8 protein-coding genes and 1 pseudogene are annotated in these 10265 nt (G+C 64.0%); 8 read left to right on the top strand and 1 reads right to left on the bottom strand.

The features are described from left to right. The 8 genes and pseudogenes from NS2_RS33845 to NS2_RS38735 form a co-directional block, all read left to right on the top strand. Positions 1–800, top strand: an 800-nt coding sequence (locus tag NS2_RS33845; RefSeq protein WP_147207420.1) for an arylamine N-acetyltransferase family protein, incomplete at its 5' end; no start/stop codon positions are given. Beyond that, entirely contained in the window at positions 797–1060 is a 264-nt protein-coding gene (locus NS2_RS38290; protein ID WP_308640208.1) for a glutamine amidotransferase-related protein, read from the top strand. The genes NS2_RS33845 and NS2_RS38290, both read left to right, overlap by 4 nt. Next, positions 1057–2877 carry an aminodeoxychorismate synthase component I gene (gene pabB, locus NS2_RS33840; RefSeq protein ID WP_308640207.1) on the top strand — a complete coding sequence of 607 codons (1821 nt, stop codon included), beginning with the start codon at positions 1057–1059 and terminating at the stop codon, positions 2875–2877. The genes NS2_RS38290 and pabB overlap by 4 nt, the downstream gene beginning before the upstream one ends. Further along, the gene (locus NS2_RS33835; RefSeq protein WP_202969110.1) at positions 2874–3692 is read left to right on the top strand and encodes an aminotransferase class IV; all 819 of its coding nucleotides are present in this window, start codon (positions 2874–2876) and stop codon (positions 3690–3692) included. The genes pabB and NS2_RS33835 overlap by 4 nt, the downstream gene beginning before the upstream one ends. Before the next feature lie 15 nt (positions 3693–3707). Further along, a pseudogene (locus NS2_RS38645) lies at positions 3708–4511 on the top strand (diiron oxygenase); the annotation flags it as partial. Continuing rightward, positions 4507–5175: a cytochrome P450 gene (locus NS2_RS33825; RefSeq protein ID WP_147207419.1), complete on the top strand. Its 669-nt coding sequence runs from the start codon at positions 4507–4509 to the stop codon at positions 5173–5175. The pseudogene NS2_RS38645 and the gene NS2_RS33825, both read left to right, overlap by 5 nt. A gap of 49 nt (positions 5176–5224) precedes the next feature. Beyond that, positions 5225–6895 carry a carbamoyltransferase N-terminal domain-containing protein gene (locus tag NS2_RS33820; RefSeq protein WP_202969108.1) on the top strand — a complete coding sequence of 557 codons (1671 nt, stop codon included), beginning with the start codon at positions 5225–5227 and terminating at the stop codon, positions 6893–6895. Positions 6896–7951: 1056 nt separating this feature from the next. Further along, positions 7952–8218, top strand: a complete 267-nt coding sequence (locus NS2_RS38735) for a hypothetical protein (protein WP_036552385.1) — start codon at positions 7952–7954, stop codon at positions 8216–8218. Positions 8219–9713: 1495 nt separating this feature from the next. On the opposite strand, the gene NS2_RS33810 is transcribed toward NS2_RS38735, so the two are convergent. Continuing rightward, positions 9714–9950: a helix-turn-helix domain-containing protein gene (locus NS2_RS33810; protein ID WP_052486831.1), complete on the bottom strand. Its 237-nt coding sequence runs from the start codon at positions 9948–9950 to the stop codon at positions 9714–9716. Positions 9951–10265: the final 315 nt, after the last annotated feature.

Raw genomic sequence — 10265 nt, 5'->3', positions numbered from 1 at the left:
GGACACTAGAAGCCTACCTGGCTCGTGTTGGATACCAGGCCGACGTGGCCACGAATCTCACTACGCTGCGGGGTCTACACGCCGCTCACGTCGACGCGATCGCCTTCGAGAACCTCGACGCGGTGCTCGGGCGGACGGCAGTGCCGTTGGACCTGGACAGTGTCCAGGAGAAGATCGTACGACAAGGCCGTGGCGGCTGGTGCCTGGAACAAGTCGTTCTGATAGCCGCCGTGCTGGACCGGATCGGATTCACTTTCTCGGCCCTCGCGGCCAGAACACGGATCCGCACTGGGAGCAAATTCGGTCCCGCCCTCCATCTCGCCCTGTGCGTAGAGCTCGACGACGAACGCTGGCTCTTCGATGTGAGTTTCGGCGGATACGGGCTGCAAGAACCGATTCCCCTCGCCGAGAACTCACGGCTGGACGGCGAGTGGCCCTTTGACCTGCTACAAGAAACGAACGGCGAATACGTACTGCGATTCCTGCGACCTGAGGGCCCGGTGGAGCTCTACGGCTTCACCACCGACGCACGCTACCCCTCGGACTTCGAGCTCCTCAACCACTTCTGCCTGACTCACCCACGCTCACCGTTCAACCACCGGATGATCCTGCAACGCACTCAGACCGAAGTGAGGCGCGTCCTCATCGGCAACACTCTCACAGAAATACGTCCTGGAGAGCCGGCGACCTTTCAGGAACTCGACGAGAACGAGACCCTTTCCGCTCCCGGGGAGATCTTCGGCATCACCTTGGAACCGGGCGATGTACAGACTCTGAGAAAGACCCTGGCCAGCTCATGATACGCACCCTACTGCTCGACAATTACGACTCGTACACGTTCAACCTGTACCAGTTGATCGCCGACATCAACGGCCAGGAGCCGGTCGTCGTGGTCAACGACGATCCAATGTTGCCCAGCCTGAACCTGGAGGACTTCGACAACATCGTCGTCTCACCCGGCCCTGGACATCCGCAAAACCCCGCGACATCGGTCTCGTCGGCGACCTGCTGCGCCGCGCCACGCTGCCAGTGCTGGGCGTCTGCCTGGGCCATCAAATGATCGCGCACATAGCGGGAGCGTCTGTGGTCGCCGCGCCCGAACCGAAGCACGGGCACCTGGCCAGGATTTCCCATGAAGGAGATCCACTGTTCGCCGGAATTCCCTGCGAGTTTGCCGCGGTCCGCTATCACTCTCTATGCGTGCGGGAGCCCTTCCCTGAGGAACTCATCGCCACCGCGTGGGCGGACGACGGTGTGCTCATGGCGTTGCGTCACCGCGATTTACCGCAGTGGGGCGTGCAGTTCCACCCCGAGTCGGTTGCTTCCCAGTTCGGCCGTGAGATCCTGCAGAACTTCGCCGAACTGACCCGCCAGCGTCGGCGACGGTCATCAGCATCCGTGCCCGATATCGTCACTCCCGGCACGGTCGAGGACCTGCGAATCATCAGCACGGTCGTATCGACTGCGGCCGATTCCGAGGCCATCTATCTCGAGCTCTTCGGCGACAATCCATATTGCTTCTGGCTGGACAGCAGTCGGGTCGAGGCGGGACTGTCCCGGTTCTCGTTCCTCGGCGACACGTCGGGTCCGCTCAGCGAGATCCTGACCTACCGCACCGGCAGCGGCGAAGTGGAGGTGCGCGATACCAACGGTGTACGCGCCGTCCCAGGCAGCGTTTTCGACATCCTGGAACAGCGGCTGCGCGAGCGGCGCATCCCCGATCCAGACCTGCCGTTCGACCTAACCGGCGGCTATGTCGGCTACTTCGGCTACGAACTCAAGGCCGAGTGTGGATCCGCGACTCGCTATACCGCCGAAACTCCGGATGCCGCCTGGATATTCGCCGATCGCGTCGTCGCCATCGACCACCAGGAGAAACTCACCTACCTGGTGGCTGTCCACAATGAGAAGACCCGGGGGGACGCAGAGCAATGGGTGGAACAGACATCCTCACTCTTGGTTGGCCTTCATCCTTCCGACGACAAGTCCGCCGGAGAACCGGCAGCCGTCCCGCCCCCACATGCCGAAGAGTGCCTAGGCCGCGACCGGAACCAGTATCTGGCGGACATCGCGGAGTGCCAGCGGCAGCTGCACCTGGGTGAGAGCTACGAAATCTGCCTAACCAATAAACTGCACATGCTGTTCCAAGACGAGGACTCCTTGTTCTATCGGCGGTTGCGCCGGGGCAACCCGGCGCCGTATTCCGCGTTACTGCGTCTCGGCGATGTGACGGTCTTCTGCTCCTCGCCGGAGCGGTTCCTGCGCATCGAGCGGGACCGCACTGTGACCAGCAAGCCGATCAAGGGCACCGCCGCTCGCGACGCCGACCCGGTACGCGACGCCGAAATAGCCGCCGCCCTCGCCTCGAGCGCCAAGACGCAGGCCGAGAACCTGATGATCGTGGATCTTCTGCGCAATGACCTCAGCCGGGTGTGCGAGGTAGGCACCATCAAGGTCGACCCATACCTGGCCGTCGAGAGTTACGAGACCATGCACCAACTGGTGTCCACCATCCGCGGACGGCTCAAGGACGACGTCAGCGCGTTGGACTGTGTCCGGCAATGCTTTCCGGGCGGTTCTATGACCGGGGCACCGAAACTGCGCACTATGGAGATCATCGACGGCCTGGAGATGGAAGCCAGGGGCGTGTACTCAGGCGCCCTCGGTTACTTCGGCCTCTCCGGCGGCACGGACCTGAATATCGTGATCCGCACTGCGGTACGCGCCGGTGACTCGTGGACCATCGGTGCCGGCGGGGCGATCGTGCTCGACTCCGAAGCTGAAGAAGAGTACGAGGAGATGCTGCTCAAAGCGGCGGCGGCGCTGCGCGCCTGGCGTGCGCAGGCGGGATCCGACGTGGGCGGGCGCCAGCGATGAACGCCACGACTGACCAGGACATCCTTCGGTGGTGGGACGTTGATGCGGGCTGGTCGCCGGCAGCTGAGGCCACCGGGACGATACAGGTCATCGACTCCTGGCTCATGGACGAGGGGCGAGTGCGAGGATTCGACCGGCACGCCCAACGCTTCGGCGCGGCCTGCGACCGGTTCTCCGGGCTGGGAATGGAACAGACGAATCGATTCCTACACGCGGTCGCTGAGTCGTTGCCCTCGCGAGGCCGATGGTTTCCTCGGGTCGAACTTGTGGCAACCGGGGGGACCACGCGGTTCCGAATATGGGTGCGCCCCGCCCCTCCACGTACCGGAACCGTTCGGTTGTGGACAGCAGCGGGGCCCGACCATCGACGACTGCCGACCGTCAAGGGTTTCGACCTAGCGCGCCTTACCGCTCTGCGGGCGTCGGCAGTCGAGATGGGAGCCGACGAGGCGCTGCTGGTATCGCCGGAAGGGCACGTGCTTGAAGGGACGTCCACGAGCATCTCTTGGTGGCGTGGCGACACGCTGTGCGCGCCGCCGCCCGGCCCCGGCCTGTTACCCGGGGTTACCCGCGCCCTGCTCGGCGAGCTCGCCAGTGAAGCCGGGCACCCGGTCGTCACCGAGTCAGCCACCGTGTCCGACCTCGCCAAAGTGCCCGTCTGGACACTCAACGCCCTGCATGGCATCCGGCCGGTCACCGAGGGGCTCGGCCGGTTCCTCGAAGCGGACGCATTGGCGGCAGCGCGCTGGCAATCACGTCTGGCGGCGGTTGCCATTCCCATCAGCGCCGCTTCGATCCCACTGGTGAACACGTGAAGGGAGGTCGACCAAATGCCCCATTTCACGAAACGTGAAGTACCCGAGTATGAACGCGACGTGCTGGTTCAGCTGACCCGCCGCTGGGGGCGGCGAGTGGCCGTCAAAAAGGACGAGCTCGACCTGGACGGTCACTTCGCTGCGGAGCTGCCGGACTTTCCCGAATATCTCGTTCCGGTACTGGACCTGCCGGGTGCGGACCGGCTTGACCGGGACGCTCGCCATCGCATTCTGTCCGCAGCATGGATCGCGTACAACGCCAAGACCGCAGCCATCGAATACGAGATAATCCTGCCGGCCTGCTCGGTGATGCTCCAGGAGCGGATCCCGGTCCGCCGCGACGACGCCGCTGTCTCGGCGCTGCACCAGACAATCATCGATGAGCACTACCACATTCTGATGTGTCACAACGCCGTCGGCGTTACCCGCCGACGGCGCGATCTGAGAGAGGTGCGGTTCGCACCGGACGTTTGGTCAGTTGTCAAGGCACTGGGCGCGGCCCGCGCCGGGCTTTCTGGGTTCGACCGCGACATCGTTGACATCGCGTTCTCCCTGGCTGCCGAAACGACAATCAGCGGGTTCCTATCTGTGCTCTCCACAGCCCAGGAAATCCAGCCGATGAACCGGATCACTACCGATCTGCATCGGCGCGACGAGAGCGGCCACGCGGTGGTGTTCCGCGAGTTGTGCGGTTCGCTCTACCGGAGCTTGGGCGGCGCGCAGCAGCAGATGTTCCGGGAAGCGCTCGTCAGCGGCCTGACCGCGTTCCATACCGCGGACCTGGACCCCTGGGGTCTCCGGCGATTCCACCGAAATGACCGCCGCCGACGCCGCCGACGCGGTGATCGAGTACCTCGGCGGACTCATCGAGCGCAAACGCCGCGTGCACACTGGCGACTTACTCTCCGACTTGGTCTCGGCACACGATGTCAACGACCAGCTGACCGAGACCGAACTGATCTCGACAGCCTATCTGTTGTTGATCGCCGGTCACGAGACGACCCTCAACGCCATCGGCAACGGCACGCTCCATTTGATGCGAAACCTGGAACAGTGGGAGGCCCTCCGCAACGACAGTTCACTCATCCCCGACGCGGTCGAGGAGTTCCTGAGGTTGGAGAGTCCGCTGAAGCACGCCATCTTCCGGTGTGCCACCGAGTCTCTGAGCATCGGCGGCATCGAGATCCCGGCCGGCGACTTCGTACTGCTAGCGCTCGCCTCGGCCAACCGTGATCCGCAGCGCTTCGATGATCCGGATGCGCTGGACGTCCGCCGGCCCACCATCGGCCATGTGGCCTTCGGACATGGCATCCATCACTGTTTGGGGGCGCCGTTGGCCAGGATAGAACTGCAGGTGGCATTCAGCGCTCTGCTCGACGCGTTCCCCGCCATGAGGCTTGCGGTCGCCCCTGAGGACCTGCGGTGGCTTACCAGCACAATTATTCGCGGGCTTCGTTCACTGCCGATACGGCTGAACGGCTGAGCGGCCGTTCCACTTGATTCGCAAATACTACTAAATCGAAACGAAAGGTGTGGCTGACCAAATGCTTGTATGCGGGATTAAAGCATCGCACGATGGTGCGGTTGCCGTCATCGAAGATGGGCGCCTTCTATTCAGCGTTGAGATCGAGAAGCTGAAGAACGCGGAGCGCTACAGCACTCTCGGAGACCTGGAACGGGTGACCGAAATCCTCGCCACAGAGGGTCTGTCGCCGGCCGATATAGACCAGTTTGTGGTCGACGGCTGGTATACGAAAGACACCACGGGCGAGCCTGTGATTGACGTAAACGCAAGCGGCCGACCGATACAGCTGCGAGTCGCACCGTATGTTGAGAGCCCCCGAGACGACGGGCCGTTGCAACGCTACAGCTTCAGCGGCCACGACTTCGACTATGCCAGCTATAACCACGTCGCTAATCACCTTCTCGGCGGATACTGTTCGAGCCCGTTCGCCGCCCGGGGAGAGGACGCATTCGTCCTGGTCTGGGACGGCATCATCGCGCCACGCTTGTATCTGGTGCGGGCCGCGACTCATGAGGTGACGATGGCCTCGGAATTGATGCCTGTCTTTGGCGGCAGCTTCGCGGCCTTCTGCGCACGTTTCGAACCGTACCGACGCAATACCGACGGTCTCTCTGCGGACCAGAAAATACGCCATCATCTCTCCATCGCGGGGAAGGCGATGGCGTACGCGGCCAAAGGCCGCGTCGAGACTGATGCCTTTACCGTCTTCGATGACCTCATGGCCGAGTTTCGCGACGCTACGTTCGATGCGATGGGCCTGCTTGGAGACAAGGTTTCCGCGAACCGAGGCGAGTTGATGCCGGGCATGTCCGACGCAGACATCATCGCCACCTATCAGGCATACCTTGGCCGCCGCTTGCTCGAGCGGCTCTCCTCGGTGGTAGAAGGCCGTTTTCCGAAGGGGCGCCGCAACCTGGTGCTCGGCGGCGGCTGCGCGCTCAACATTAAGTGGAACACCGCGATTCGGGCCAGCGGGGTCTTTCAGGAGGTCTTTATCGCACCCTTCCCCAATGACGCGGGGGCGGCGATCGGAACAGCTGCCTGTGAGATGTTCCGGCGAGGAGGGACCTCGCTGGAGTGGGATGTTTACAGCGGACCGAAGATCACCGTCGGCGTACTCCCCAACGGGTGGCGGGCACAGCCCTGCGACGAGCGGCAACTGGCCACGCTCTTGCACGTCGAGGGTGAACCGGTGGTGGTCCTTTCAGGCCGGGCGGAGTTGGGTCCGCGCGCTCTGGGTAACCGGAGCATCCTCGCGCCCGCGACGGACGCCCGGATGAAGGAGCGGCTCAACGCCATCAAGAACCGAGCCGCGTACCGGCCCGTCGCGCCCATCTGTTTAGAGGACCGCGCGCCGGAGGTCTTCGCTCCTGGCACGCCTGACCCCCACATGCTGTTCGAACACACCATGCGGCCGGGTTGGGCAGAACGCGTCCCGGCAGTTGTTCACCTGGACGGTACCGCTCGTCTTCAGACGATCACCTCGACTCAGGACACTGACACCGCTCGTATCCTCGCTGCCTACGCGGAAACCAGCGGAGTACCTGTGCTCTGCAACACCAGCGCGAATCTGGAGGGACGGGGCTTCTTTCCCGACGTCGAGTCAGCGGCTCGTTGGGGCGGGACTCGTTACATCTGGTCGGAGGGGACGCTGTATGCAAGCTACGAAGCAAAGTGATGCTCCCTTGCTGATTTGTGCACTGGACAGATGCCCGGTGCACAAATCAGCGGAGCGTCCGGTCCAAGAATGTGGTCTCAATGGTTAGCGCAGCACTGGGATTGTCCTGGACAAGGGCTGTGATGCGCTATGGTCTCGAGCAGACCACGCTGTCGGAGAGGTGCCCGAGGCTCAGGTCGAGGAGATGTGGCGGATAGTGTCGAATCCCATAGGCAGGACAATGCCACTCCCGTTACTCGCACCAACGCTTCAGCGCACCGTGAATCGCAAAGTACTTTGAATTAGGGAATTGTAATGGAAAATCTCTCAAAATCGGCCCAGTGGAATCGGTGGCCGGTAGCCAAACGGTTATGAGTACTCCACTCCCGATTAACACTGCGCGGGTACGTCAGCTCCTCGAACAGGCCCTCGCGGAACTTCCCGACCGCCCTGATTCAATGACCGCCTCCGCTCTCCGACACCTGCTGCAATGCACCCTCACAGCCGCTCGAGGTATCGATGCCGAAACCGCGGCGGATGTTCATCCGCCGGATATCGTAGGCGCAATCCGCGAAGCACTCACAACCGCGACCATGCTCACCCGCCAGCTCCGCAGCACAGGCCTGTCCAGTTAGAGGTTATGCCCCTACGAATGATATGTAGCGGGCCCACCGGTACGGCAGACTCGCTACTGGTAGCGGCTGGCGGGTGAGCACCGTGCGCTTGCACGCCCTGATCAGCGAACACCTCGACACCGGCTCCGAAGCCGATACCGTGGTGATCGGCATCGAGACAGATCGAGGTCCGTGTGTCGCGGCCCTGGTCGCCGCTGGTTACTCGGTCTATGCGGTCAACCCGTTGCAGGCGGCCCACTATCGCGATCGGCACGCGGTCTCCGGCGCCAACCGATGCGCACGTGCTGGCCGAACATGGTGCGCACCGACTCGCACCAGTCGCGGCGCGTCGCCGCCGACAGCCCGCAGGCCGAGGCGGTGAAAGTCCTTCCCGAGCGCACAAGACGCTGATCTGGGAACGCACACGCACCACCCAACGGCTGCGGCACTCGTTGCGCGCGGGATGGGCATCATTCTCGGCGCCCGGCTGCTCGCCGAATTCGGAGACGCCCGTGGCCGCTACGCCTCGGCCAAGGCCCGCAAGAACTACGTCGGCGCCCGCTCCTACTACGACCGGCTACGCGCCCGCAGCCTGGAACACCGCGCCGCACTACGCCAACTCGCCAACCGGCTCGTCGGCATCCTCCACGGATGCCTCGAGACCCGCACCTCCTACAACGAGACCACCGCATGGCCTGCCGACATCGCCGCTGCGGCCACTCCTGCTTGACAACCCCCTGAAGCACCAGACGAGAGTCCATCTGCGCCGGTCACCGGCGTCCCGGCCGGTTTCACCGGCAGTAGCGGTTCGATTACCGCCCACAACTCGTCATCCACGATCCAGGGTGCTGCCACAGCGAAAAATGCTGCACTCCAACGGAACCCGATGCCACCCGACGGAACCTGTTAGGAGCTCCAAGGCGGGCGGTCCGACCCACACGAGCCGATCTTCTAGCGGTGTTCTAACTCTTTCGAAACCGTTGTTTAGAACTGCGCTCTTAGCGTCGATCACGTCAACTTGTCGAGATCATTTCTGATTCGACACGATCGGAAGGAATAGGACATGTCAGAACGCACTGGACGGTTTCGCTCTCGGGTCGCCGCGCTGGTGATCGGTGGGGCGCTCGGGTGTTCGACGATACTCGGAGCGGCGAGTCTCGCCCACGCCACCGCTCCGGCGGTACCGAGCCCACAGCCCGCATCGGCTTCGGTCAAGGCCCCGGACTTCCATCCGGGTGCGGGTGACGGCGTGACGCTGATCGGTCCGACATATCCGGATCGAGAGCCCGCTCATCCGAGCAGTGACACCGGCCAACTGCCGTGGAACACGACTCCTCGGCCTCTGTCGACAGGCAGCTTCGGTAGCTCCTGATACCTCGGCGATCCGAACGCCGGGTCGAGTCCAAGCCCGTTCGACCCGCGCAGGCATGAGCTGGTATAAGGCGATCAATCCGATCCCGCGGGCCAGCGTTGTCGCTGCGGCGGCGAGTCGGTCGGCCGGTTCGAGGACGAAGATCCGGCCGACCGCTGCCGCCATGTACAGCGCCGTGGCCACCTACGGCAAAACAGCAGGCCCACCGCCGGTGCCCGGCTGCGGACCGAAGTCAGACGAACCGTCGCACTGCAAATAACCGGCGACGAAAGCAACCGCCGCACTGGCGGCGGCCTGGACCCGGTTGCCCGCCGCCACCGCACACGGTGGCGGTGTGCGCGAGCGTCACCACCGGGGCGACCGCACCGGGCAGCGACGGACTCCAAATGCCCGCGATCAGCCCCACTCCGGCCATCGCGATGAGCACCGGCACTCGCCACGCCGGACCCGGCATCGTGCCCTGTGTCGCGCAGGCCGCCGTGAGACCCACGGCGACCAGGATTCCAGCCCGTCGCGCCTTGGCACGACGAAGAACGCGGCGATCGCATCGAGGGTTACGACGGCGACCGTGAATCCCACGTCCACGAACGTCGACGTGCCGACGGTTCAGGCGTTCGGTGATCGCCACGACCGAGAGGACCAGGACCGTCGCCGCGATGATCGGGGACAACCGCAACTCGGTGGGCGCGCGCGGACGTAAGACCCCGCCCGGTGTCGCCGCCGGGCACCCGCATCACCGGCGTGTGCCCGCGCCGGCCCCCAGGCGCGGACCTTGGGAGGGCGGATGCCCTGGCCTGATGCGTCCTCGAAACAGATCCACGCATCGGCCTCGCCCGCAATCCTTTTCCCCGTCTCAGTCCTCACGGGCCCAGGTGGCCCCGGCCTCGTCGTAGCGTTCGGCGGCTCGGTGGACGGGCACCTGCGGGGTGAACCCGAGCCGGTGCAGCAGCAGCGACATGCCCTCGAGGCTGTAGCCGACGCCGAAATGGGCGGCGACCAGCTCGCACGTGCGTGCTAGGGCCCAGCGGGGATCATCGACCCACCCGTGCACAGACGCGCCGTCGTCGAGCAGCCGACCCAGCTGTCGCAATTGTTGATCACTCAGCAGGTACGGCGACGGCGGTCCGATCGACCGAAGTCCCTGGCTGCCTACGGTTTTCCAGCTCGTCCTCCATCGCCACGCCGACATTTTCGTGACCCGTTATTTGCGGGCAACTTCCGATCTACACCCCAACCGCCGACGTCGCACCGGGATTCACCCCGGCTCGACACACCGACAACAAACCGGTCGCCATGACCAAACCCGGTGGCAACTACACGAATTCAAGCTCAGTACGCTCACAGTAGAGACAACTCCTCCCCCGGATCGATCGTGACCAGCGCGGGCACCTAATACTGCAACGGC

Source organism: Nocardia seriolae NBRC 15557, assembly GCF_007990715.1.
GTDB classification, from domain to species: domain Bacteria; phylum Actinomycetota; class Actinomycetes; order Mycobacteriales; family Mycobacteriaceae; genus Nocardia; species Nocardia seriolae.
This window is presented reverse-complemented; position numbering and strand designations above follow the sequence as displayed.

Excerpts from the sequence above, each read along its gene's own strand:
- NS2_RS38735 (WP_036552385.1), top strand. The coding sequence starts at position 7,952 with ATGGGCATCATTCTCGGCGCCCGGCTGCTCGCCGAATTCGGAGACGCC.
- NS2_RS33835 (WP_202969110.1), top strand. The coding sequence starts at position 2,874 with ATGAACGCCACGACTGACCAGGACATCCTTCGGTGGTGGGACGTTGAT.
- NS2_RS38290 (WP_308640208.1), top strand. The coding sequence starts at position 797 with ATGATACGCACCCTACTGCTCGACAATTACGACTCGTACACGTTCAAC.
- NS2_RS33825 (WP_147207419.1), top strand. The coding sequence starts at position 4,507 with ATGACCGCCGCCGACGCCGCCGACGCGGTGATCGAGTACCTCGGCGGA.
- pabB (WP_308640207.1), top strand. The coding sequence starts at position 1,057 with ATGATCGCGCACATAGCGGGAGCGTCTGTGGTCGCCGCGCCCGAACCG.